The 20,658-nt window shown below is 67.9% G+C and carries 21 protein-coding genes; 9 read left to right on the forward strand and 12 right to left on the reverse strand.

All coding sequences use genetic code 11. From position 1 onward, the window contains the following. Positions 1–19: 19 nt before the first annotated feature. The 7 genes from hisD (at position 20) to hisIE (ending at position 6,357) form a co-directional block, all read left to right on the forward strand. Positions 20–1,327: a histidinol dehydrogenase gene (hisD, locus tag ACQVBX_RS04470; protein ID WP_431636702.1), complete on the forward strand. Its 1,308-nt coding sequence runs from the start codon at positions 20–22 to the stop codon at positions 1,325–1,327. Beyond that, positions 1,324–2,382 carry a histidinol-phosphate transaminase gene (gene hisC, locus ACQVBX_RS04475; protein ID WP_431636703.1) on the forward strand — a complete coding sequence of 353 codons (1,059 nt, stop codon included), beginning with the start codon at positions 1,324–1,326 and terminating at the stop codon, positions 2,380–2,382. The genes hisD and hisC overlap by 4 nt, the downstream gene beginning before the upstream one ends. A gap of 106 nt (positions 2,383–2,488) precedes the next feature. After that, positions 2,489–3,553, forward strand: a complete 1,065-nt coding sequence (gene hisB / locus ACQVBX_RS04480; protein ID WP_431636704.1) for a bifunctional histidinol-phosphatase/imidazoleglycerol-phosphate dehydratase HisB — start codon at positions 2,489–2,491, stop codon at positions 3,551–3,553. Further along, positions 3,553–4,143, forward strand: a complete 591-nt coding sequence (gene hisH, locus ACQVBX_RS04485) for an imidazole glycerol phosphate synthase subunit HisH (RefSeq protein WP_431636705.1) — start codon at positions 3,553–3,555, stop codon at positions 4,141–4,143. Before hisB ends, hisH begins: the two co-directional genes overlap by 1 nt. Further along, on the forward strand, positions 4,140–4,868 hold the full coding sequence (gene hisA, locus ACQVBX_RS04490; RefSeq protein ID WP_431636706.1) for a 1-(5-phosphoribosyl)-5-[(5-phosphoribosylamino)methylideneamino]imidazole-4-carboxamide isomerase: 729 nt from the start codon (positions 4,140–4,142) through the stop codon (positions 4,866–4,868). The genes hisH and hisA overlap by 4 nt, the downstream gene beginning before the upstream one ends. Further along, a complete protein-coding gene (gene hisF, locus ACQVBX_RS04495) occupies positions 4,862–5,635 on the forward strand; it encodes an imidazole glycerol phosphate synthase subunit HisF (RefSeq protein WP_431636707.1) in 774 nt (257 codons plus the stop codon). Before hisA ends, hisF begins: the two co-directional genes overlap by 7 nt. A 95-nt stretch (positions 5,636–5,730) precedes the next feature. Beyond that, entirely contained in the window at positions 5,731–6,357 is a 627-nt protein-coding gene (hisIE, locus tag ACQVBX_RS04500; protein WP_431636709.1) for a bifunctional phosphoribosyl-AMP cyclohydrolase/phosphoribosyl-ATP diphosphatase HisIE, read from the forward strand. Positions 6,358–6,369: 12 nt separating this feature from the next. Here hisIE and ACQVBX_RS04505 read toward each other — a convergent pair whose 3' ends face one another. Genes ACQVBX_RS04505 through ACQVBX_RS04520 form a run of 4 tightly spaced genes read right to left on the reverse strand, consistent with a single transcriptional unit; the run spans position 6,370 to position 9,298 of the window. Beyond that, on the reverse strand, positions 6,370–7,365 hold the full coding sequence (locus ACQVBX_RS04505) for a C13 family peptidase (protein WP_431636710.1): 996 nt from the start codon (positions 7,363–7,365) through the stop codon (positions 6,370–6,372). Between the two features lie 16 nt (positions 7,366–7,381). Beyond that, positions 7,382–8,071, reverse strand: coding sequence for an acireductone synthase (gene mtnC / locus ACQVBX_RS04510; RefSeq protein ID WP_431636712.1), 690 nt, complete (start codon positions 8,069–8,071; stop codon positions 7,382–7,384). Positions 8,072–8,090: 19 nt separating this feature from the next. Beyond that, positions 8,091–8,654 (reverse strand): 1,2-dihydroxy-3-keto-5-methylthiopentene dioxygenase, encoded by a 564-nt coding sequence (locus ACQVBX_RS04515; RefSeq protein WP_431636713.1) that lies wholly within the window; start codon positions 8,652–8,654, stop codon positions 8,091–8,093. Continuing rightward, on the reverse strand, positions 8,651–9,298 hold the full coding sequence (locus ACQVBX_RS04520) for a methylthioribulose 1-phosphate dehydratase (RefSeq protein ID WP_431638110.1): 648 nt from the start codon (positions 9,296–9,298) through the stop codon (positions 8,651–8,653). The genes ACQVBX_RS04515 and ACQVBX_RS04520 overlap by 4 nt, the downstream gene beginning before the upstream one ends. Before the next feature lie 165 nt (positions 9,299–9,463). Between ACQVBX_RS04520 and ACQVBX_RS04525 the strand changes: the two genes are divergently transcribed. Continuing rightward, positions 9,464–9,796 carry a high-potential iron-sulfur protein gene (locus tag ACQVBX_RS04525; protein ID WP_431636714.1) on the forward strand — a complete coding sequence of 111 codons (333 nt, stop codon included), beginning with the start codon at positions 9,464–9,466 and terminating at the stop codon, positions 9,794–9,796. Positions 9,797–10,181: 385 nt separating this feature from the next. Here ACQVBX_RS04525 and ACQVBX_RS04530 read toward each other — a convergent pair whose 3' ends face one another. Then, positions 10,182–11,633, reverse strand: a complete 1,452-nt coding sequence (locus tag ACQVBX_RS04530) for an amino acid permease (protein ID WP_431636715.1) — start codon at positions 11,631–11,633, stop codon at positions 10,182–10,184. A 75-nt stretch (positions 11,634–11,708) separates the two neighbouring features. After that, complete coding sequence (locus ACQVBX_RS04535; RefSeq protein WP_431636716.1) at positions 11,709–13,220, reverse strand: amino acid permease; 1,512 nt, start codon at positions 13,218–13,220, stop codon at positions 11,709–11,711. A gap of 145 nt (positions 13,221–13,365) precedes the next feature. Here ACQVBX_RS04535 and ACQVBX_RS04540 point away from each other — a divergent pair, with 145 nt between their 5' ends. Continuing rightward, entirely contained in the window at positions 13,366–13,944 is a 579-nt protein-coding gene (locus tag ACQVBX_RS04540; protein ID WP_431636717.1) for an NUDIX hydrolase, read from the forward strand. A 16-nt stretch (positions 13,945–13,960) separates the two neighbouring features. Here the strand turns inward: ACQVBX_RS04540 and ACQVBX_RS04545 are convergent, their stop codons facing one another. The 6 genes from ACQVBX_RS04545 to ACQVBX_RS04570 form a co-directional block, all read right to left on the reverse strand. Beyond that, the gene (locus ACQVBX_RS04545) at positions 13,961–14,470 is read right to left on the reverse strand and encodes a 3-hydroxyanthranilate 3,4-dioxygenase (RefSeq protein ID WP_431636718.1); all 510 of its coding nucleotides are present in this window, start codon (positions 14,468–14,470) and stop codon (positions 13,961–13,963) included. 117 nt (positions 14,471–14,587) lie between these two features. Next, positions 14,588–15,184: a fasciclin domain-containing protein gene (locus ACQVBX_RS04550; protein WP_431636719.1), complete on the reverse strand. Its 597-nt coding sequence runs from the start codon at positions 15,182–15,184 to the stop codon at positions 14,588–14,590. Positions 15,185–15,331: 147 nt separating this feature from the next. Then, positions 15,332–16,078 carry an anti-sigma factor gene (locus tag ACQVBX_RS04555; RefSeq protein ID WP_431636720.1) on the reverse strand — a complete coding sequence of 249 codons (747 nt, stop codon included), beginning with the start codon at positions 16,076–16,078 and terminating at the stop codon, positions 15,332–15,334. Between the two features lie 8 nt (positions 16,079–16,086). Then, positions 16,087–16,644: a sigma-70 family RNA polymerase sigma factor gene (locus tag ACQVBX_RS04560; protein ID WP_431636721.1), complete on the reverse strand. Its 558-nt coding sequence runs from the start codon at positions 16,642–16,644 to the stop codon at positions 16,087–16,089. A gap of 116 nt (positions 16,645–16,760) precedes the next feature. Further along, positions 16,761–18,650 carry a DNA topoisomerase IV subunit B gene (parE, locus tag ACQVBX_RS04565; protein WP_431636722.1) on the reverse strand — a complete coding sequence of 630 codons (1,890 nt, stop codon included), beginning with the start codon at positions 18,648–18,650 and terminating at the stop codon, positions 16,761–16,763. Positions 18,651–18,770: 120 nt separating this feature from the next. Then, positions 18,771–20,570, reverse strand: coding sequence for an aminopeptidase P family N-terminal domain-containing protein (locus ACQVBX_RS04570; protein WP_431636723.1), 1,800 nt, complete (start codon positions 20,568–20,570; stop codon positions 18,771–18,773). Between the last annotated feature and the right edge of the window lie 88 nt (positions 20,571–20,658).

Here is a 20,658-nt window from a genome sequence, read left to right on the forward strand (position 1 = left end):
GGCCCGAGGACACGAGACGATGAAGCGGCTGGACTGGAACGCACTCGACGAAACCGCCCGGCGCGAGGCGCTGGCCCGCCCGGCGCAGGGCCGCGCCGACGAGCTCAAGCAAGGCGTGGCGGCGATCATCGCCCAGGTGCGCGCGCACGGTGAGGTGGCGCTGCGCGAGCTGAGCGCGAAATACGACCGCTGCGCATTGGACGCCATCGAGGTGACGACCGCCGAACTGGACGCGGCCGAAGCGGCGCTCGATGAGACCCTGAAGGCAGCCATCCGCGAGGCGGCCGGCCGCATCGACACCTACCACCGCGCTTCGCAGCCGACTCCGGTCGGCGTGGACACCGCGCCCGGCGTGCGCGTGGAACGCATGCTGCGCCCGATCACCCGGGTCGGGCTTTACGTGCCGGCCGGCACCGCGCCGCTGCCGTCCACCGCGCTGATGCTGGGCGTGCCGGCGGCAATCGCCGGTTGTCGCGAGGTAGTGCTGTGCTCGCCCGCGCGCGCCGACGGTCGCTGCGACGAGGCCGTGCTGTACGCGGCGCGCGTGACCGGCGTGCACCGCGTGTTCAAGCTCGGCGGTGCGCAGGCGATTGCCGCGATGGCCTACGGCACGGACAGCGTGCCCAAGTGCGAGAAGCTGTTCGGCCCGGGCAATGCCTGGGTCACCGAGGCCAAGCTGCAGGTGTCGGGCGATCCGGAGGGTGCCGCCATCGACATGCCGGCCGGCCCCTCCGAGGTGCTGGTGATCGCCGACGACGGCGCCCGCCCGGCCTTTGTCGCGGCCGACCTGCTGTCGCAGGCCGAGCACGGCCCGGACTCGCAGGTGGTGCTGCTCAGCCCCTCGGCCGCGCTGCTCGACGCCGTGGTCGCGGAATTGGAGCGGCAGGTCGCGACACTGCCGCGCAGCGAAACCGCGCTCAAGGCGCTGGCGCAGAGCCGCCTGATCGCGGTGGATTCACTGGCCCAGGCGGTCGAGGTGAGCAACCGCTACGCGCCCGAGCACCTGATCATCCAGACCGCCGAGCCGCGCGCGCTGCTCGACGGCATCGAAAGCGCCGGATCGATCTTCCTCGGCCCGTGGACGCCGGAGTCGGTGGGTGACTACTGCAGCGGCTCCAACCACGTGCTGCCGACCTACGGCTACGCGCGCAGCTACAGCGGCGTGTCGGTGGCCAGCTTTCTCAAGCAGATCAGCGTGCAGGAGGTGACCGCGGACGGCCTGCGTGTGATCGGGCCGTGCACGGTCACGCTGGCCGCCGCCGAGCAACTGGAGGCGCACCGCCGCGCGGTGTCGATGCGGCTGGACGTGCTGGAGGGCCGCGCATGAGCGTGCTCGACCTGGCGCGTCCTGAGATCCGCGCGATGCAGCCGTACTCCTCGGCGCGCATGGAGGCCAGCGGCGGGCAGATCCTGCTCAACGCGAACGAGTCCGCGTGGGCGCCGTTCGGCGAGGCGGGCGCCGGCTGCAACCGCTACCCCGATCCGCAGCCGGCCGCGCTGGTCGATGCGCTGGCCGCCCTGTACGGCGTGCGCCGCGAGCAGCTGCTGGTCGGCCGCGGCAGCGACGAGGCGATCGATCTGCTGGTGCGCGCGTTCTGCCGCGCCGGCGAGGACGCGATCCTGATCCAGCCGCCGACCTTCGGCATGTACGCGGTGTGCGCGCGCATCCAGAACGCGGCGGTGATCGAAACGCCGCTGGCCGCCGACTTCACGCTGGACGTGGACGCCGTGCTGGCGGCGATGACGCCCGCCGTGAAGCTGGTGTTCGTCTGCACGCCGAACAATCCGACCGGGCAGGTGATCCCGCAGGCGGCGGTGGAGCGCCTGGCGCAGGCGCTGGCCGGGCGCGCGCTGCTGATCGTCGACGAGGCGTATGTCGAGTTCGCCGACGCGCCGAGCTTCGCCAGCCTGATTGACCGCTACGAGCACGTCGCCATTTTGCGCACGCTCTCCAAAGCCTGGGCGCTGGCTGGTGCGCGCATCGGCACGCTGCTGGCGAACGACGCGGTGATCGCGCTGCTGCGCCGGATCATGCCGCCGTATCCGCTGCCGCTGCCCTGCGTCGAGGCTGCGCTGGCCGCGCTGTCGCCGCCCGGGAAGGCGGAGGCGCGCGAGCATATCGATCAGATCAAAGCCGAGCGCGCGCGCATGGCCGACGCGCTGGCCACCGTGCCCGGCGTGCGCGAGGTGCTGCCGTCGCAGGCGAACTTCCTGGCGGTACGCTTCGATGACGCCGGTGCCGCCTACCGTGATCTGCTCGCCGCCGGCATCGTGGTGCGCGACGTGCGCCGCTATCCGAACCTGGGCGATGCGCTGCGCATCACCATCGGCACGGCGGAGGAAAACGCCCGCGTGCTGGACGTGCTGGAGCAGACCCGATGAATCGCACGAATCGTAGGAGCGCACCCTGTGCGCGACTGCCAGACCGATGCCGCATCCCGCAGGTCGCGCACAAGGTGCGCTCCTACACGGGTTGGAGAGATTGTTGATGAGCCGCAAGATCCTCTTCATCGACCGCGACGGCTGCCTGATCGTCGAGCCGCCGGACGAGCAGATCGACAGCTACGAGAAGCTTGAGCTTCTCCCCGGCGTGATCGGGGCACTGCAGCGCTGCGTGGCTGCCGACTACGAGCTGGTGATGGTCACCAACCAGGACGGCCTGGGCACCGCGAGTTTTCCGCAGGACAGCTTCGACGGCCCGCACCAGCTGCTGCTGCGCATCCTGGCCTCGCAGGGCATCGTGTTCCGCGAACAGCTGATCGACCGCAGCTTTCCGCATGAAGGGCTCGATACGCGCAAGCCGGGCATCGGCATGCTGCGCCATTACCTGGCGGACGACGGCTGGAGCCGGGCGGCGTCGGCCGTCATCGGCGACCGCGACACCGACATGCAGCTGGCCGCCAACCTCGGCGTGCGCGGCCTGCGCGTGGGGCCGCAGGGGCAGTCGTGGGAGGCCGTCGCACACCGCCTGCTCGACGCGCCGCGCACCGCCACGGTCCAGCGCAACACGAAGGAAACCCGGATCACGGTGAGCGTAGACCTGGATCGCGTGGCCGAGCCGAAGATCCGCACCGGTCTGGGCTTCTTCGACCACATGCTCGAGCAGATCGGCAAGCACGGCGGCTTCGCGCTGGAGCTGACCTGCGACGGCGATACCCACATCGACGAGCACCACACGATGGAGGACTGCGCGCTGGCCCTCGGCCAGGCGCTGAAGCAGGCGCTGGGCGACAAGCGCGGCATCGGCCGCTACGGTTTCACGCTGCCGATGGACGAATCCTTCGCCAGCGCCGCGCTGGACCTGTCCGGCCGGCCGTATTTCGTGTTCGAGGGCAGCTTCCCGCGCGAGCGCGTGGGCGATATCCCCACCGAGCTGGTGCCGCACGTGTTCCGCTCGTTGTGCGAGACGCTGGGCGCCAACCTGCACCTGACGGTGAAGGGCGACAACGCGCACCACATGGTCGAAGCCTGCTTCAAGGTGGTGGCGCGCACGCTGCGCCAGGCGATCCGCCGCGAAGGCAGCGAGCTGCCCAGCACCAAGGGGGCGCTCTGATGGCCGTCGTGCTGGTCGATGCAGGGGGCACGAACATCGGTTCGGTGCGCTATGCGCTGCAGCGCCTCGGCGTGGAGGCGGCGCTCACCGCCGACCCGGCAGCGATCCGCAGCGCCGACAAGGTGATCCTGCCCGGCGTGGGTGCGGCCGGTCCTGGCATGGCGCGGCTGCGCGAGCTGGGTCTGGTCGAGCTGATGCGCTCGCTGACCCAGCCGGTGCTGGGCGTGTGCCTGGGCATGCAGCTGCTGTGCGCGCATTCGGAAGAGGGCGATACCGAGTGTCTCGGCGTGATCGACGCCCCGGTGCGTCGCTTCCACGAAGCGCCGGGCCTGCGCGTGCCGCACATGGGCTGGAACGCGCTGGCGTCGGTGCGCGCGCATCCGCTGCTGAACGGACTGGCCGCGGGCGAGCAGGCGTATTTCGTGCACAGCTACGCGGTGCCGGTGGGCGACTACACGCTGGCCACCAGCGACTTCGGCGGCCCGTTCTCCGCGGTGATCGCGCGCGGCAATTTCCACGGCATGCAGTTCCACCCGGAGCGTTCCGCGGCCGTGGGGGCGCAACTTCTCAGGAATTTCCTCCGCCTATGAGCTTCGAGATCATTCCCGCGATCGATCTTCGCGATGGCCGCGTAGTGCGGCTGCGGCAGGGCGACTACGCGCAGCAGACCACCTATTCGAACGATCCGGCCGAGCTGGCCCGGCGCTATCTGCACGACGGCGCTTCCTGGCTGCACGTGGTGGATCTGGACGGCGCGCGCTCGGGCAAGCTCGACAACCTGGCGGTCATCCGCGCGATGGTGGCCGATGGTCTGCAGGTGCAGGCTGGCGGCGGCGTTCGTGAGGAGGATGACCTCAGGCGCCTGTTCGACGTGGGCGTGCAGCGCGTGGTGCTGGGCAGCGTCGCGATCCGCGCGCCGGAGACGGTGGCCCGCTGGCTCGACACCTGGGGCGGCGACCGCCTCACGATCGCGCTCGATACGCGCCGCATCGACGACCGCTGGACCTTGCCCAGCACCGGCTGGACCGCAACCGAGACGCGCACGCTGGACGAGCTGGCGCCCTGGTACGCGGCGCATGGCGCCCACCACTTGCTGTGTACCGACATCGAGCGCGACGGCATGCTCACCGGGTTCAACCTGGAGCTGTATCGCCACCTGGCCGATATCGCGCCCGAACTTGTTGTGCAGGCCTCCGGTGGGGCGCGTTCGCTGGCCGACATCCGCGCCGTGCGAGACGTGGGCGTGGGCGGCGTGATCCTTGGCCGTGCGCTGCTGGAAGGCCGCTTCACCCTCGAGGACGCCCTGGCATGCTGAGCCGTCGCATCATCCCCTGCCTAGACGTGCGCGATGGCCAGGTGGTCAAGGGCGTGCGCTTCCGCGACCACGTGGTGATGGGCGAGATCGTCGACCTGGCGCTGCGCTACCGCGACGAAGGCGCCGACGAGCTGGTGTTCTACGACATCACCGCCAGCCCGGAAGGGCGCAGCGTCGATCGCGGCTGGGTCGAGCGCGTGGCGCGGGTCATCGATATCCCGTTCTGCGTCGCCGGGGGCATCCGCTCGGTCGAAGAGGCTCGGGCAGTGCTGCACGCCGGGGCCGACAAGATCTCGGTGAATTCTCCGGCGCTGGAGCGCCCGGAGCTGATCGACGAGCTGGCCGGGGCGTTCGGCGTGCAGTGCGTGGTGGTCGGCATCGACTCGTTGCGCGACGCCGACGGCCAGTGGCGCGTGCGCCAGTACACCGGCGATCCGAGCAAGACCCAGGCGCTGGCGCGCGGCACGCTGGATTGGATGGTCGAGGCGCAGCGCCGTGGCGCCGGCGAGATCGTGCTCAACTGCATGGGCAGCGACGGCGTGCGGCAGGGCTACGATCTGGAACAGCTGCGCGCGGCCCGCGCGGTTTGCCACGTGCCGCTGGTCGCCTCGGGCGGTGCCGGAGCGATGGAGCATTTCCGCGACGCGTTCGTGGATGCCGACGTCGACGGCGCCCTCGCCGCCAGCGTGTTCCACTCCGGCGCCATCGCGATTCCCGAGCTCAAACGTTACCTGCAGCGGCAGGGCGTGGCGATACGCATCTCCTAGCCAATGATTTTTCGCCGTTGTTTCGGCCAACGCTGGAATGACGGCAGAGCCGAACTTCTCCGCACGCCCGGCGCGTGCTAGCAACAGGTGTTCCGATGACTGCCGCCAAGCCAATCGACTTCTCCCGCCTCGACTGGACCAAGGGCGACGGCCTGCTCCCAGCCATCGTCCAGCACGCTCAGACCGGCGAAGTGCTGATGCTCGGCTACATGAACCCCGAGGCGCTGGACGTGACCCAGCGCACCGGTCACGTCACCTTTTTCAGCCGCTCCAAGCAGCGCCTGTGGACCAAGGGCGAGAGCTCGGGCCATGTGTTGGCCCTGCAATCGATCCGCGTGGACTGCGACGCCGACACGCTGCTGGTGCAGGCGCTACCGCACGGGCCGACTTGCCACACCGGCACCTCAAGCTGCTTCGGCGATGAGGTGCGCCCGCCGCTCGGCTTCCTGGCCGAACTCGATGCGCTCGTCGCGCAACGCCATGCCGAGCGGCCGGAGGGCAGCTACACCACGCGGCTGTTCGAGGGCGGGGTGCGACGCATCGCGCAGAAGGTCGGCGAGGAGGGCGTGGAAACGGCGCTGGCTGGCGTCGCGCAGGGAGACGAGGAATTGCTCGGCGAGGCGGCCGACCTGCTGTTCCACCTCACCGTGCTGCTGCGGGCACGCGGCTTGTCGCTGACGGACGTTGCGGCGGTGCTGGCCAAGCGTCACGCGGCGAAGTAGCTGGCTGCCGCCTCAGTGCGTGGCGGGCGCCGCGCCGCGCCCGTCCGGGCGGAACGGCACAGGCGGTCCGATGGCATCGCCCTGGCGCCAGCGTGCCAGCTGCGCTGCGATGCCGGCGCCCAGTGAGATCTGCGGCTCGGACGGCGTGAGCTTGTCCTGCTGTTCCCATCGAGCGACTTCCGCCTGCGCGAGTTGAAACGCGGCGATCGGGTCGGGGTTCTGGTTCAGCGCGTCGACCAGCCAGGCGCGGCCGAAGTAGGTGGCATCCGAGTCGCTGCCACAGCCGAACGAGCTGCGATCGGGGCGCGCGGCGGTGATCACCAGCGTGCCGTCGCCGGCGAGGGGCGGCACAAAGCCGCCCGAATAGCAGGCGTTGACCACCACCACTTTCCACTTGAACGCGTGCTCGGCCAGGATGCCGGCCAGGTCCTGCGCGCCGATCTGGTCCAGCGGCAGCGGATCCATGTCCACCAGCAGGATGTGCTCGGGGTCACCGTGCGTGGTGAGGTAGAGCATCAGGATGTCCTGCTGCGGATCCATCGCCTGCGACAGGCCGGTCAGCACCGCCTCCAGATTGCTCCAGCTGGCGAGCGGCGTGGTGTCCAGCGTGGTCGGGTTGTTCGCCAGCACCACCGTATGGGCGCGCGGGCCATAGCGTTGGCGAAACAGCTGCGCGGCGTACTCGGCCTCGTTGCGGAACACATCCTCGCTGCCATCGCCGGCAAAGCTGACCAGGTAAAGGTTCGGCACGTTCCGCACCCGCGGCCCCAGCCGATCGAGCGCCTTCTGCAGCAAGTGCGGCTGGGCGTAGAGCACCTGCTCCGGCGAAGGCGCATCTGCGGGCCAGATGTCGCCGGGCGGCGCGGCATCCGTGGTTGCCGGGGCGCTGGGAAGAGTGGCCGCAGTTGCATGTGCCGGCGTGCCGTCCGCGCCTGGCGCGTACTGCGTCGCGGCCGTCAGTGCCGCGCCGGTGACGAAGGCGAGCAGGGCAGTGAGCAGCAGACGCATGCGGGCGACCCCTGGCTCAGAGCGTGATGGCGTCGAAGTCGCGATACGCCGGATGCGGCGGGGTGACGGGCATCGCCTGGGATGGATCTCGGATCAGCCAGCCGGTCTGGAATCCCGCTGCGCGGGCCGCATCCAGCTCCTGCTCGATGTCCGACAGGAACAGGATGTGCGCCGGTTGCTGGTCGATGGCCTCGGCGATGGCGGCATACGAAGCTGCCTCGCGCTTTGCGCCCGTCTGCGTGTCGAAATAGCCCGCGAACAACGGGCCGAGGTCGCCCGCTTCGCTGTGGCGGAAGAACAGCTTCTGTGCCGGCACCGAGCCGGACGAATAGACATAGAGCTTCAAACCCTGCGCGCGCCACTCCCTGAGCCGGGCCGGCACTTCCGGGTACACGTGGGCGCGATAGTCGCCGGCCTCGTAACCGTCCTTCCAGATCATGCCCTGCAGCGCCTTGAGTGCAGTGGATTTGCGATCCTCGTCAATCCAGCGCAGCAACATCTCGATGATCTCCTGCCGGCTGGCCTCGATGATGCCCGCCTCCTTGGCCGCCTCGTGCAGCCAGTGCTGCACCTCCGGCGTGTCGCCGTGGGTTTCGACGAAGGCGGGCAGGCGCTTGCGCGCATAGGGAAAGAGCACGTCCCTGACGAAATCGATGGAGCTGGTGGTGCCCTCGATGTCGGTAACGATGGCGCGGATCTCGATCATCGGTGTCCTTGGGTGCGTGTCAGCGGCGGGCGCTGGTATGTGGCGTCATGCGCGGAAAGCGCGTCGCGATGTCGGTGCCGGTGAAGTTGGCGACCCAGCCTTCCTTGTTGGTGAACAGGCGGATCGCCACGAAGTAGGGCGACTCGCTCATGTCGAACCAGTGCGGCGTGCCGTCGGGGACGCCAATCAGGTCACCCTGCTCGCACAACACCTCGTACACCTTGCCGTTGAGGTGCAGGGTGAACTGGCCGGCGCCAGCGACGAAGAAGCGCACTTCATCCTCGCTGTGGGTGTGTTCGTCGAGGAATTTCTGGCGCAGCGTGGCGCGGTCCGGATGGTCAGGCTGGAGGCTGATCACGTCCACCGACTGGTAGCCCTCGCTGGCCATCAGTCGATCGATGTCGCTGCGGTAGGCGGCAATCACCTCGTCCTGGCTGGCGCCAGGCGCGATCGGCTGACTGGCCTGCCACTGCTCGAAGCGGATGCCGGCAGCGGCCAGTTCGCGGCTGATCGCCGCATGCTCGTTGTACTCGGCCAGCGCCGCGTCGGGAGCGGCGTCGTCGTAAATGCGCAGGCGACTCATGCGGACAACCTCCTCAGGTCGAGCTCGCAGGCGAGCAGGAATTCCAGCGCCTCCAGGTGACGGCGTGTCTCGGTCATGCTGCGGCCCCAGGTGTAGATGCCGTGGCCGTCGATGAGATACGCATGCAGCGGCTTGCCGGCATCCAGCCACGCATCGACCCGAGCCACCAGTTCGGGCATGTGCTGGGTGTTCGGGAAGACGGGAATCTCCAGCACGCTTTCGTGGGTATGAAAGCCGGTTATCGCCTTCTGTAGCTCCCAGCCCTCGAGGCGGATTACGCCCTGTGCGGCAAATAGACGCGAAGCTACGCTCTGCGTGCGCGAATGGGTGTGTAGTACCACCTGCATCTCGGGCCAGCGACGATAGACCTGCGTGTGCAGGGCGGTTTCAGCGCTGGGCCGGGCATCGGTGCCGACGGCGTGGCCGTCGAGATCGATCAGCATGATGTCGTCCCGGCCAAGGTGTCCCTTGTCGCGGCCGGAGATGGTGATGGCGGCATGCGCCTCGTCCACCCGCATCGAGAAATTGCTGCTGGTGGCCGGGGTCCAGCCCAGGGCGGCGAGTTCCTTGGCGGCCTGCGCGATGGCATCGGCCCGGGCATGGAACGCCTCGCTGGAAAGGCCCTTGGGCAATACTTGTGACATGAGTATTTGGACGTCCAAACGGTGGAAAAGAATAGCACGGCCGGTGGCGTCGCCCCGGGTAATGCGAGGCATTCTCGCAAGTCAGGAAAGATTGCGATGAACGGCGTAGCATTCGACCACTAATCGCCGCAGCAGCGGTAGTTCATCCACGACGGAGGTTTGCCAATGTCCCACGAAGAAAGCAACGAGTCGCGTCGCCGATTCCTCAAGATCGCTGCCGGAACAGCCGCTGCCGCGGTGGTGGTCGGTACGCTGCCGCGCCTGGCGCGCGCCGCGGATCTGCCGCATGTCTCCGCATCAGATCCGACCGCCAAAGCGCTGGGCTACGTGGAAGACGCCAGTGCAACGAAGGATCCGAAGCACAAGGCCGGCGACACCTGCGCGAACTGCCAGTTCTACAGCGGCGGAGCCACCGGCTACGGTCCTTGCCAGCTGTTCCCGGGCAAGTCCGTCGCGGCCAAGGGCTGGTGCGTGTCGCACGCGGCCAAGGCGGGCTGATCGCCTCCCTCTCCGCGTTGCAAAAAAGAAAGGCCGGCTGCGAAGCCGGCCTTTTTGTTTGTCGAGGCATCGCGCTGTGGACGCGGCGAGCTCCTCAAAAGTGCTGCCCGGCGCGCCAGGATGAGGAGCTGACCCTGTCTGACGCGCCGGGCGGCGATCCGGGGCCCACTGCCAAGTGATCAACCCGCGGACCACGGATCATACTCCGCTCCCCGTGGCAGTGCGAACCGGCAGCGGTGATTTGTCGGATCTGGAATAATTTCTTTCTTATCAATGATTTGCGCAGTCTTTGCGCGCCGCCGTCTGTGAACGCACGCGCTCCTACTCAAATCATCGCGAAAGCCCATTTTCAGCGAAGAAGCCGGCTTTTCGCCGGCGATGATCGCTATCGAGCGGAATTGCCCGCGCGCAGGCGGCTGTGGCGCAAGCCGTAGCCGAAATAGATCAGCAGGCCGATCACCGTCCACACGCCCATCAGCGCCCAGTTGAACCAGTTCATGGTGGAGAGCAGGCCCAGGCAGCTGAGCACGCCGGCCACGCAGATCACCGGCGCCCATGGCACCCGGAAAGTGCGCGGCAGCTCCGGCGCCGTATAGCGCAGGATCAGCACGCCGGCACAGACGGCGGTGAAGGCGATAAGGGTGCCCATCGAGGTGAGGTCGGCGAGCAGGTCTAGCGGGAAGATGGCCGCCAGTACGGCAATGCCGAAACCGGTGATGAGCGTGTTGATGTGCGGCGTGCGGTGCTTTGGATGCACCCGCGCGAACACCTTCGGCAGCAGGCCGTCGCGGGCCATGATCATGAAGATGCGCGGCTGGGCGATGATCATTACCAGGATCACCGACGACAGACCGATCAGCGCGCCGACCTCCACCCAGGTGCGCAGCCACCCCAGTTCGGCATGGCCGCGAAGCGCCGTCACCACGGGGTCCACCGTGTTGAGCACGGTGTAGGGCACCAGGCCGGTCATCACGGCCGCCATGCCCAGATAGAGCAGGGTGCACAGCACCAGCGAAAGGATGATGCCGAAGGGCAGGTCGCGCTGCGGGTTCTTGCATTCCTGCGCGGCGGTGGAGGTTGCCTCGAAGCCGATGTAGGCAAAGAACACCATGGCCGCGCCGCGGAAGATGCCGGACCAGCCGAACTCGCCGTCGCCCTTCGGCTCGGGGATGAAGGGGTGCCAGTTGTCGGTATTCACGTAGCGCGCGCCGGCGATGATGATCATCAGGATCAGGCCGACCTTCAGCAGCACCATCAAGGTGTTCAGTCCCGACGATTCGCGGATACCCACATAGCAAAGCCAGGTAAGCGCCAGCACGATGGCCACCGCCGGCAGGTTGAGCAGATGTCCCGTGGTCACCAGGTGTCCGCCGGTGAAGGCCAGCGGGGCCTCGGTGAGCGAGACGGGCAGGTGGATGCCGACGTGGTCGAGCAGGCTGGTGAAGTAGCCGGTCCAGCTGGCGGCGACGGCCGAGGCCGAGATGCCGTACTCCAGCACCATGTTCCAGCCGATGAACCAGGCGACCAGTTCGCCCAGCGTCGCGTAGGCGTAGGAATAGGAGCTGCCGGATACCGGGATGAGCGTGGCGAACTCGGCGTAGCACAGGGCGCTGAAGGCGCTGCAGATAGCGGCCAGGATGAAGGAAATCAGCACTGCCGGGCCGGCGTGCTCGGCGGCCGCGGTGCCGGTGACGACGAAGATGCCGGTGCCGATCACCGCGCCGATGCCCAGCGCCGTGATGCCCCAGGGGCCGAGCGTGCGGCGCAGGCCGGGGCCGTGACTGTCGTCGATGACGTCGCTGAAATTGGTCTTGCGGGCGAGCAGTTGCTTGAGCATGGTCATTCCGGAAAAGACGACGGCACGGCTTTCACCGTGCCGTCATGGCGTGAACTCAGTCAGTGCGGATCGGACTCAGGCCGCTTCCGTGCCGTTGGCCAGGTGGCTCTTGCGGCGACCATAGGCGAAGTAGACCACCAGTCCGATGGCTGCCCAGCCGAAGAACAGCTTCAGCGTGATCGCGCCCAGATTGAGGAACAGCATCAGGCAGCCGAGCATCGCCAGCGGGCAGATGATCCACACCAGCGGGGTGCGGAACGGACGCGGGCGCTGCGGCTCGCGCACCCGCAGCACCATCACACCGATGGACACCATCATGAAGGCGAACAGCGTGCCCGAGTTGGTGATGTCCGCCAGCAGGCCGACCGGGAACATCGCAGCGAACAGCGAGACCGCCACGCCGGTGATCAGGGTCAGCACGTGCGGGGTGTTGAAGCGCGGGTGCAGGCGGGCCAGTCCGCCCGGCAGCAGGCCGTCACGCGACATGGTGAAGAAGATGCGGGTCTGGCCGTAGATCATCACCAGGATCACCGACGGCAGCGCAATCACCGCTGCACCGCCGATCCAGTTGCCGATCGAGCCGTGGCCCAGCATGCGGATCACGTGCGCCAGCGGCTCCTTCGAGCAAACCAGGGCCTCGGAGCCCTTGCAGGCGGCAGCCATCTCCGGGCTGCCCGGGTGGAACGCGACGCCGTCCGGTCCGAACAGCGGCTGGATGCCGATGGCGCCCGCGGCGCCGTAACCCACCAGCAGATAGAAGATGGTGCAGACCGCCAGCGAGCCGATCAGGCCGATCGGAATGTTGCGGTTCGGGTTCTTGGTCTCTTCGGCCGCTGTGGAGACGGCATCGAAACCCACGTAGGCGAAGAAGATCGACGCGGCCGCACCGAGCACGCCGATGCCGCCCAGCGGACTGCCCCAGCCATTGGGCAGGAACGGATGGAAGTTCGGCGTGCTGGCCGCCGGAACGGCGATGAGGATGAAGGCACTCAGCGCCACGATCTTGATCGCCACCAGCGCGGCGTTGACCTTGGCCGACTTTGACGTACCCACGATCAACAGCAGGGTAATCACGATGGAGATCAGGAAGGCCAGCAGGTTGAAGCTGCCGCCGGCGTAGGGCCCCGAGCGCAGCGACTCGGGAAGCGCGAGCGCGCCCTCGCTGACCAGGCCGAAGAAATTGGTGTGCAGCAAAAAGCCGTTCATGTAGCCGGACCAGCCTACCGCCACAGTGCCGGCGGCAATCGCGTACTCCAGCACCAGTGCCCAGCCCACGATCCACGCCAGGCCCTCGCCAAGCACACCGTAGGTGTAGGTATAGGCCGAGCCGGCAACCGGGATCATCGAAGCGAGTTCGGCGTAGGCCAGGGCGGCAAGGCCGCAGACCACCGCTGCAATCACGAACGCGATCATCATGCCGGGGCCGGCCTTCTGACCCGCTTCGGCTGTGAGCACGAAGATACCGGTGCCGATGATGGCGCCCACGCCCATCAGGGTGAGCTGGATAGGTCCGAGCTGGCGTTTGAGGCTCTTCTTCTCGGCCGTGGCAAGAATCTGGTCGAGCGGTTTGACGCGCTGAAAAAGCATGTGGTGATTCCCCGTGGAATACATACGCCATCCCCCTGGCGACCCCGCAGAACAGGCAGGTACAGGCGGAGGTGACGGGCAACCATAGCCGACGGGGGTGGGGGCGACAAGCGGCGGGCGGCACATCGACGGCGCGTACAATGGCGTGCTCGACATCGCCCTTGGGAGCGCGCTTCTGGACACCGTGATCGACGCATTTCGCGCTGCACTGCAGCGTTGTCCTGCCGGTGAGGAACCGGCTTGCGACCCGGAAATTTTTCTCGAATTCCTCGATTCCTCAGCGGAGGTTTTCCATCGTCACCATCCCCCGGGACACTTCACCGGCTCGGCGTGGCTGGTGAGCGCGGACGGTGAGCGCGTGCTGCTCACCCACCATCGAAAGCTCGGGCGATGGTTGCAGCTGGGCGGGCATGCCGACGGCGACAGCGACCTGGCGCGTGTTGCACTGCGTGAAGCGGAAGAGGAGTCCGGCCTGTCTGGCCTGCAGGTCGAGCCGCCGATCTTCGACCTGGATCGCCACTGGATCCCGGCCCGCGGCGAAGAGCCGGGTCACTGGCACTACGACGTGCGTTTCGTCGTGCGCGCGACCTCCGATGAACGTTTCGCCCTCAGCGAGGAGTCGCTGGCGCTGGCGTGGCGGCCGGTGGAGGCGTTGCTTGCCGATCCGGCCACCGACGGATCGCTGCAGCGGATGGCGCGGCGCTGGCTGGCACGGGCTGGCTGAGTCGGTCTTGGCGCCGTCAGGGCGCCGGGTGCACGGTGCCGCATCGCGCACAGGTGCGTGCATCGAGCGACTCGTGGAATCGTGCGAACACGGGCGGAAAGTCGTGCTCGATGTCCTTGAGTTCGAAATATTCCTCGTAGAGCTTGTGGTTGCAGGCCGCGCAGAACCACAGCAGTCCATCGCGCTCGCCGGGCCGGCGCCGGCGCTCGATCACCAGGCCGATCGAGCCGGCCATGCGCTGCGGTGAATGCGGTACCCGCGGCGGCAGGTAGAACAGTTCGCCGGCGCGGATCGGGATGTCGCGTGCAGCGCCATCGTCCTGCACCTTGAGCACCATCTCGCCTTCCAGTTGATAGAAGAATTCCGGTCCCTCGTCGTAGTGGTAGTCGCTGCGCGCATTCGGGCCGCCGACGATCATCACGATGAAGTCGCCATCGACGATGCACTTGTTGCCCACCGGCGGCTTGAGCAGATGGCGGTGCTCGTCGATCCAGCGTTGCAGGTTGATCGGGGCGGGCAGGGACATGCGGCTTCTTCAGTGGCGCGGGCGCGCCAACATAGCGCTGTCTTGGCGGCAAAGAAAATGCCCCGGCGGGGCCGGGGCGAAGGGGAGGGAGCGCCTACTGAAGAAAGTGCGAATGGCTTATGGCAGCAGCACGGTATCGATCACGTGGATCACGCCGTTGGACTGATTCACGTCGGCAATGGTGACGTGGCCGGTGTGGCCCTTGTCGTCGGTGATGGCCACGCCCTTGGCGTCCTTGGAGAAGGTCAGCGAGTCGCCCTCGACGGTCTTCACCACGGCCTTGCCGCCGCCCTTCTTGATCAGCGCGAGCACGTCGGCAGCGCTGACCTTGCCGGGCACCACGTGATAGGTCAGCACCTTGGTTAGGGTCGCCTTGTTCTCGGGCTTGAGCAGGGTGTCCACGGTGCCGGCCGGCAGCGCGGCGAACGCCTCATTGGTCGGCGCGAACACGGTGAACGGACCCGGGCCCGACAGGGTATCGACGAGGCCGGCCGCCTTCACTGCGGCGACGAGGGTGGTGTGATCCTTCGAGTTGACTGCGTTCTCGATGATGTTCTTCGAGGGATACATCGGCGCACCGCCAACTTCGACGGTCTTTTCCATGCTCATGCCGGCCATGTTGCCGGGAGCGGCGATGGCCGGCGACGCGCACCAGCCGACCAGGGCCAGGGCGAGCGCGGTGGAGAGGGCGCGGCTGCGGTGAACGAGCTTCATGGGCGTATCTCCTGATAGGAACAATGGGCTTCAGCAAACGAAGCTCAGGAGATACGCCGGTCGCAACGGCGAAGATGCGCAAGCGTCGGAAGGTGCGACAGAACGCCTCACGCCACGTAATCGTCCGTACTCGGGACGATGACCGGATCAAGCGCCGCTGATGGCGCCCTTGGCGATGATCGCGCCGGTGGGCTGGCCGGTCGGCGAGCCACCCAGCGGTTCGTTCGACACGGCGAGCAAGGCCTTCGCGCTCAGACGCGCCAGCAGATCCGGACGCAGATGCACGGTGGTCGACTTGTTCGAGCCGATCACGCCCAGCGAGATCGGCTTCTCGCCGGGTGGCACCAGCCACAGTTCGGCCGAGCGATCGGCCGCAAGCGTCGCGGGCGTCGCCGGCACGATCACCATGCTCGCCTGCTTGAGATCCATGGTGGCCGTCCAGCCAGCCACGCCGTTGTCCTGCGCGATGCTGGCGACCATGTAGTCCGGCCCGGGGTTCGCGGCAGCGGTCGTGGGAGCCTGCGGCGCTCGCGGCGCGACGAACCAGAGCGCGAAGCTGGCCGCGGCGGCCAGCGTGGCCGCCGCGCCCACCCAGCGCCACAGCGGCAGGCTGTTCCACCAGCCGCCGCGCGCCGGCGCCGGGGGCGTCGGCCGGCGGGAAACCGCCGGCACATCCAGGCCGAGTGTCTCGCGGATGCGCACCCACACGTAATCGGCCGGCTGGACTGGGGCGATGTCCTCGCTCAGCGGCATCAGGTGGCGTTGCCACAACGCCACGGCGGCGGCGGCCGCCGAATCGGTGCGCACCTCCTGCTCCACCGCCGCACGCGCGTCGGCATCCAGCACGCCGAGTACGTACTCGGCGTAGCGGAGCTCTTCCTGGCTGGGGGGCATCGCGCTGTTCATTGTTCCAGACATATCCGCAGGCGAATCAGGCTGCGCCGGATCCAGCTCTTCATGGTTCCCAGCGGCACCCGGCAGCGTGCGGCCAGATCGTTATACGTAGCGCCGGAGAAAAAGGCTGCACGGATCGCTGACTTCTGCTGTGGCTCGAGGCCATCCAGACATTGTTCCAGGCGCAAGCGTTCCTGGCTGCTCTCGGCGCTGGCTGCAGGGCTGGGGCCCTCGTCCTCCAGGTCGAACATCATCGAATCGTCCAGCGCGGTTTCGCGATGCTGGCGCAGTCGATCGATCGCGCGATTGCGCGCCATCGTCACCAGCCAGGTGATGGCGCTGGCTTTGCCTGGATCGAAGGTGTCGGCGCGCCGCCACACGGAGATGAACACCTCCTGCAATACCTCTTCGGCCTCGGCGCGGTCGCGCAGCATGCGCATGCATACGCCGAACAGGCGCGAGGAGGTGCGGCGATAGAGTTCGGCGAAGGCGCGCTGGTCCTGGCGACTGGAGGCCGCCAGGAGCTCGGCGAGTTCTTCGCGCTCGGCCGTGTCGACCGTGCTCATCCGGGAGCGCCCCGGCACAGACGCGCGACACGGGATCGGAGGCGAGAGCGGGGCTTGGACGTGTACATGCGGTCAAGCATGGCGTCTGGTCGGTGCCTCCGGCAAGAGGCGGGAAATCAGACTTCCAGCGTGGCGAGGTCGCCCTTCTCTTCCAGCCAGGACTTGCGGTCGCTGGCCCGCTTTTTGGCCAGCAGCATGTCCATCAGCTTCGCGGTGCCTTCGTTGTCGTCCACCGTGAGCTGCACCAGACGGCGGGTGTCCGGATGGATGGTCGACTCGCGCAGCTGTGCGGGGTTCATCTCGCCCAGGCCCTTGAAGCGGGTGGTGCTCACGGCACCCTTCATCTTCTCGCGCTCGATGCGGTCGAGCATGGCCTGTTTCTCGCCCTCGTCGAGGCAGTAGAACACCTGCTTGCCCACGTCGACGCGAAACAGCGGCGGCATCGCCACGAACACGTGGCCTTCGCGCACCAGCGCCGGGAAGTGCTTGAGGAACAGCGCCGAGAGCAGCGTGGCGATGTGCAGGCCATCGGAGTCCGCGTCGGCGAGGATCACCACCTTGCCGTAGCGCAGGCCGGAGAGGTCGTCCTTGCCCGGATCGCAGCCGATCGCCACGGCCAGGTTGTGCACTTCCTCGGAGGCGAGCACCGAGGTGGACTCCACTTCCCAGGTGTTCAGGATCTTGCCGCGCAGCGGCAGGATCGCCTGGAACTCCTTGTCGCGCGCCTGCTTGGCCGAGCCGCCGGCCGAGTCGCCCTCGACCAGGAACAGCTCGGTGCGGGTCAGGTCGGTGGCGGTGCAGTCGGCCAGCTTGCCGGGCAGGGCGGGGCCCTGGGTGATCTTCTTGCGCACCACCTGCTTGGCCGCCTTCAGGCGCGCGCTGGCACGTTCGATGGCGAGCTGGGCGATCTTCTCGCCCAGATCCACATGCTGGTTCAGCCACAGGCTGAAGGCGTCGTGGATCACGTTCTCCACCAGCGCCGCGGCTTGGCGCGAGGACAGTCGCTCCTTGGTCTGGCCAGCGAACTGCGGGTCGAGCAGCTTGGCGCTGAGCACGAACGACAGCCGCTCCCACACGTCTTCCGGCGCCAGCTTGACTCCGCGCGGCAGCAGGTTGCGGATGTCGCAGAACTCGCGGATGGCGTTGGTCAGGCCGGTGCGCAGGCCGTTGACGTGGGTGCCGCCCTGCGCGGTCGGAATCAGGTTGACGTAGCTTTCCTGCACCAGCTCGCCTTCCGGCACCCAGGTGAGCGCGACGTCCAGGCCCTCGGTGTCGCGCGCCACGTGGTGCACGAACAGTTCGGCCGGCAGCGCCTCGGCGCCCTCCAGCTCGCCGCGCAGGTAATCGCGCAGGCCGTCCTCGTAATGCCACTGGGTGGTTTCGCCGCTGGCTTCGTCGATGAGCGTGACGTTGAGACCGGCGCACAGCACCGCCTTGGCACGCAGCAGGTGCTTGAGCTTGGAGACCGAGATCCTCGGCGAGTCGAAGTACTTCGGGTCGGCCCAGAAGTGCACGGTGGTGCCGGTCTTCTTCTTCGGCACCGAGCCGATGATTTCCAGCTCGCTGACCCGGTCGCCGTGCTCGAACGCCATGCGGTATTCGTTGCCGTCGCGGCGGATGGTCACCTCGACGCGCTGCGACAGCGCGTTGACCACCGACACGCCCACGCCGTGCAGGCCGCCGGAGAAGTTGTAGTTCTTGCCGCTGAATTTGCCGCCCGCGTGCAGGCGGGTGAGGATCAGCTCGACGCCCGGCACGCCTTCTTCGGGATGGATGTCTACCGGCATGCCGCGGCCGTCGTCGGTGACCTTGACCGAGCCGTCGGCCAGCAACACCACCTCGATGTTCTTGGCGTGGCCGGCGAGGGCCTCGTCCACCGAGTTATCGATGACTTCCTGCGCCAGGTGGTTCGGGCGCGAGGTGTCGGTATACATGCCGGGGCGGCGCTTGACCGGGTCAAGGCCGGAGAGGACTTCGATATCGGCGGCGTTGTAGCGACTGCTCATGGAATACGTTCGACTCGGATAAGGCGCGGGAGAATGGGTGGTGCCGCTGATGGGGTCAAGCCGTGAGGGCGGGCGGCCGCCACAGCATCGGTGGGCGTCGTCTCGCCAGACGCGACGGGATCACAGCGGAGCGCAGTGGCGTTCGAGCCAGGCGAGGTCAGCGCCGTCGAGCAGCGGACTGAGCGCCGCGCGCACGCTGGCGTGGTAGTCGTCCAGCCATGCGCGTTCTTCCGGGTTGAGCAGGTTCGGCTCCAGCGCGCGGCGGTCGAACGGGCAGAGCGTAAGCGTCTCGAAGGCGAGGAAGTCGCCGAACTCGGTCTGCTCGGCCTCCACCACCACCGCCAGGTTCTCGTGGCGGATGCCGTGCCGGGCCGGTTTGTACAGGCCCGGCTCGATCGAGGTGATCATGCCCGGCTCCAGCGCCACCAGCGCGCCGCCGCTGATGGGCGGACGAATGCCCTGCGGCCCTTCGTGCACATTGAGGAAGTAACCCACGCCGTGGCCGGTGCCATGGCCATAGTCCATGCCGGCTGCCCACAGCGGCGCGCGGGCCAGGGCATCGAGCTGCGGACCGCTGGCGCCTTTAGGGAAACGGGCGCGCGAGAGGGCGATCAAGCCCTTCATGACGAGGGTGGCATCGCGGCGCTGCTCGGCGGTGGTTTCGCCTAGCGCCAGCACGCGGGTGATATCGGTGGTGCCGCCCAGGTACTGGCCGCCCGAATCCACCAGCAGCAGGCCCTTGCGGGCCAGCGCGCTGTGATGCTCCGGCGTGGCGCGGTAGTGCGGTAGGGCGCCGTTGGCCTGGTAGCCGGCGATGGTGGCGAAGCTCTCGCCGATGAAATGCGGCTGCGCGGCGCGCTCCTCGCGCACCAGCGTGTCCACGTCCAGCTCGGTCTGCGCCATGCCGGCGGCGAGGCGTTCTTCCAGCCGGCGGAACGCGCGCACCAGGGCCGCGCCGTCGCGGCGCATGGTGTCGCGGATGTGGTCCAGCTCGGCGGCGCTCTTGCGCGCCTTCATCGCCGTGGACGGGTTGGCCGCCTCGAGCTGTTTCACGCTGGCGGGCACGGCATCGGCCACGGCGCAGACGATCTTGCCCGGGTCCAGCAGCAGGACGTCGGTCGCAGCCAGTTCGCCCAGCACGTCGCCGATGGCGGCGTACTCGGCGATCTGCACGCCGTCCTTGCCGAGCGCGGCAACCAGCGCGTCGCTCAACTTGCGGCGATCCACGAACAGGGTCGCCTTGCCCTCGGCCTCAATCAGCAGATGGGCGAGGAAGACCGGATTGCATTCCACGTCACTGCCGCGCAGGTTGGTCAACCAGGCCACGTCGTCCAGGCTCGACACCAGGTGGTGCGTGGCGCCGGCCTTGCGCATGGCGGTGCGAACCCGCGCCAGCTTGTCGCTGCGCGGTGTATGGGCCCAGGCGAGCGCGTGCTCGACTACCGGGCTCTTCGGCAGGGCGGGTCGGTCGGTCCATACGGCGGCGGGCAGGTCCAGGTCGGTACGCAGGCGTGCGCCGACGTCTTCGAGCAGGCGCGTGATCTGGCGACGGGATGAGGGACTGAGGCTGTCACCGGCGATGGCGACTGCATCGCCGGCATGCAGGTACTGCTGCAGCCAGGTCAGATGCTCCGGCGCGTGCGCCACCTTTTGTTTCATCAGGGCCACGCCGCTGCCGGCCAGCTGCTGCTCGGCCTGGGAGAAGTAGCGCGAATCGGTCCACAGGCCCGCGTGCGTCTGGGTGACGAGCAGCGTGCCGGCCGAACCGGTGAAGCCGGACAGCCATTCGCGCGCCGCCCAGTGGTCGGGCAGGTATTCGGACAGATGCGGATCGGCAGTGGGTACCAGGCAGGCGGCCGCGTTGTGGGCGGCCATGGCCTGGCGCAGGGCGGCAAGACGGGGAGGGATGGGGTGGCTCATCACTCAATGCTATCAGCGCGGCCAGTCGTAGCGCCGGATGGCGCGTGGCAGATGAACCGCGTCGGGAGAATTTGCCTCGGACGTCTCG

Origin of the sequence: Dyella thailandensis, from assembly GCF_050749815.1 — a bacterium.
Classification (GTDB): Bacteria; Pseudomonadota; Gammaproteobacteria; order Xanthomonadales; family Rhodanobacteraceae; genus Dyella_A.

What these genes read in the sequence shown, in the direction of transcription:
- ACQVBX_RS04520 (WP_431638110.1), bottom strand. Translation starts at nt 9,298, where the DNA reads ATGTCACAAGTATTGCCCAAGGGCCTTTCCAGCGAGGCGTTCCATGCC.
- ACQVBX_RS04550 (WP_431636719.1), bottom strand. Translation starts at nt 15,184, where the DNA reads ATGAAGCTCGTTCACCGCAGCCGCGCCCTCTCCACCGCGCTCGCCCTG.
- hisA (WP_431636706.1), top strand. Translation starts at nt 4,140, where the DNA reads ATGAGCTTCGAGATCATTCCCGCGATCGATCTTCGCGATGGCCGCGTA.
- ACQVBX_RS04560 (WP_431636721.1), bottom strand. Translation starts at nt 16,644, where the DNA reads ATGAGCACGGTCGACACGGCCGAGCGCGAAGAACTCGCCGAGCTCCTG.
- hisH (WP_431636705.1), top strand. Translation starts at nt 3,553, where the DNA reads ATGGCCGTCGTGCTGGTCGATGCAGGGGGCACGAACATCGGTTCGGTG.
- ACQVBX_RS04535 (WP_431636716.1), bottom strand. Translation starts at nt 13,220, where the DNA reads ATGCTTTTTCAGCGCGTCAAACCGCTCGACCAGATTCTTGCCACGGCC.
- mtnC (WP_431636712.1), bottom strand. Translation starts at nt 8,071, where the DNA reads ATGATCGAGATCCGCGCCATCGTTACCGACATCGAGGGCACCACCAGC.
- hisC (WP_431636703.1), top strand. Translation starts at nt 1,324, where the DNA reads ATGAGCGTGCTCGACCTGGCGCGTCCTGAGATCCGCGCGATGCAGCCG.
- ACQVBX_RS04515 (WP_431636713.1), bottom strand. Translation starts at nt 8,654, where the DNA reads ATGAGTCGCCTGCGCATTTACGACGACGCCGCTCCCGACGCGGCGCTG.
- ACQVBX_RS04530 (WP_431636715.1), bottom strand. Translation starts at nt 11,633, where the DNA reads ATGCTCAAGCAACTGCTCGCCCGCAAGACCAATTTCAGCGACGTCATC.
- hisF (WP_431636707.1), top strand. Translation starts at nt 4,862, where the DNA reads ATGCTGAGCCGTCGCATCATCCCCTGCCTAGACGTGCGCGATGGCCAG.
- ACQVBX_RS04525 (WP_431636714.1), top strand. Translation starts at nt 9,464, where the DNA reads ATGTCCCACGAAGAAAGCAACGAGTCGCGTCGCCGATTCCTCAAGATC.
- ACQVBX_RS04555 (WP_431636720.1), bottom strand. Translation starts at nt 16,078, where the DNA reads ATGCCCCCCAGCCAGGAAGAGCTCCGCTACGCCGAGTACGTACTCGGC.
- ACQVBX_RS04570 (WP_431636723.1), bottom strand. Translation starts at nt 20,570, where the DNA reads ATGAGCCACCCCATCCCTCCCCGTCTTGCCGCCCTGCGCCAGGCCATG.
- ACQVBX_RS04545 (WP_431636718.1), bottom strand. Translation starts at nt 14,470, where the DNA reads ATGTCCCTGCCCGCCCCGATCAACCTGCAACGCTGGATCGACGAGCAC.
- hisB (WP_431636704.1), top strand. Translation starts at nt 2,489, where the DNA reads ATGAGCCGCAAGATCCTCTTCATCGACCGCGACGGCTGCCTGATCGTC.
- hisD (WP_431636702.1), top strand. Translation starts at nt 20, where the DNA reads ATGAAGCGGCTGGACTGGAACGCACTCGACGAAACCGCCCGGCGCGAG.
- parE (WP_431636722.1), bottom strand. Translation starts at nt 18,650, where the DNA reads ATGAGCAGTCGCTACAACGCCGCCGATATCGAAGTCCTCTCCGGCCTT.
- hisIE (WP_431636709.1), top strand. Translation starts at nt 5,731, where the DNA reads ATGACTGCCGCCAAGCCAATCGACTTCTCCCGCCTCGACTGGACCAAG.
- ACQVBX_RS04505 (WP_431636710.1), bottom strand. Translation starts at nt 7,365, where the DNA reads ATGCGTCTGCTGCTCACTGCCCTGCTCGCCTTCGTCACCGGCGCGGCA.